Raw genomic sequence first — 1,041 nt, 5'->3', positions numbered from 1 at the left:
GGTCTCGGCCGCGGCGGTGTGGAAGCGCACCGGGAACCACTGGCCGATCGGCCTGCGCTCGCCCGGCAGCACCCGCAGCGTCGCGTCGATCCGGTCGGTCGGGGCGTGCAGGGCGGGGGCGAGGATCACGTCGCCGCGGGAGAAGGCCTCGCGCGTCACCCGGTCGCCGGTCAGGTTCAGGGCGCAGCGCTCGCCGGCACGGCCGCGCTCGGCCGGGCGGTTCTGGGCATGGATCGACCGCACCCGCACCGGCAGGCCGGACGGGCTGGCCAGCAGGTGGTCGCCGACCGCGACCGACCCCGACAGCACGGTGCCGGTGACCACGGTGCCGGCGCCGCGCAGGGTGAAGGACCGGTCGACCGCCAGCCGGAACCGGCCCGCCGCCTCGCGCCCGGCGAAGTCCATCGCCTCCAGCGCCAGCCGCTCGCTGAGCTCGGCGACGCCTTCGCCGGTCACCGCCGACACCGGCAGGATGTCGGCTCCGGCCAGGGCGGTGCCGGCCAGGGCGGCGTTGATCTCCGCTGCCACCGCCGCCCGTCGGTCGGGGGATGCGAGGTCGGCCTTGGTCAGGGCGACGACGCCCCGGGAGATGCCGAGCAGGTCGATGATCGCCAGATGCTCGCGGGTCTGCGGCATCACCCCGTCATCCGCCGCCACCACCAGCAGCGCGAAGTCGATGCCGGAGGCGCCGGCCAGCATGGTGTGCACCAGCCGCTCATGGCCCGGCACGTCGATGAAGCCCAGCACCTCGCCATCCGCGATCGGCTGGTAGGCGAAGCCGAGGTCGATGGTGATGCCGCGGGCCTTCTCCTCCTTCAGCCGGTCGGTGTCGACGCCGGTCAGCGCCCGCACCAGCGCGGTCTTGCCGTGGTCGATATGGCCGGCGGTGCCGATGATCACGGCGTCGCCTCCGGCAGGTGGGAGGTCATCTCGAAATCGACCGAGCCCCTCCCATTTTTGTCCCCCCTCCCCTTGCGGGAGGGGGGTAGGGGGAGGGGGTTCTCTCGGTTCGAGCCGGCCCAGACTGTTGTAAACCAGTAC

The 1,041-nt window shown here is 73.3% G+C and carries 1 protein-coding gene; it reads right to left on the bottom strand.

From position 1 onward, the window contains the following. The coding region (selB, locus tag P409_RS35035) for a selenocysteine-specific translation elongation factor (protein ID WP_034849629.1) at positions 1-900 on the bottom strand (900 nt) is incomplete at its 3' end. Positions 901-1,041 lie beyond the last annotated feature (141 nt).

The sequence above is a fragment of the Inquilinus limosus MP06 genome, from assembly GCF_000767795.1.
In the GTDB taxonomy this organism is placed as follows: Bacteria; Pseudomonadota; Alphaproteobacteria; order DSM-16000; family Inquilinaceae; genus Inquilinus; species Inquilinus limosus_E.
Note: the sequence above shows the minus strand (reverse complement) of the source record. Positions and strands in the feature narration are given on the sequence as shown.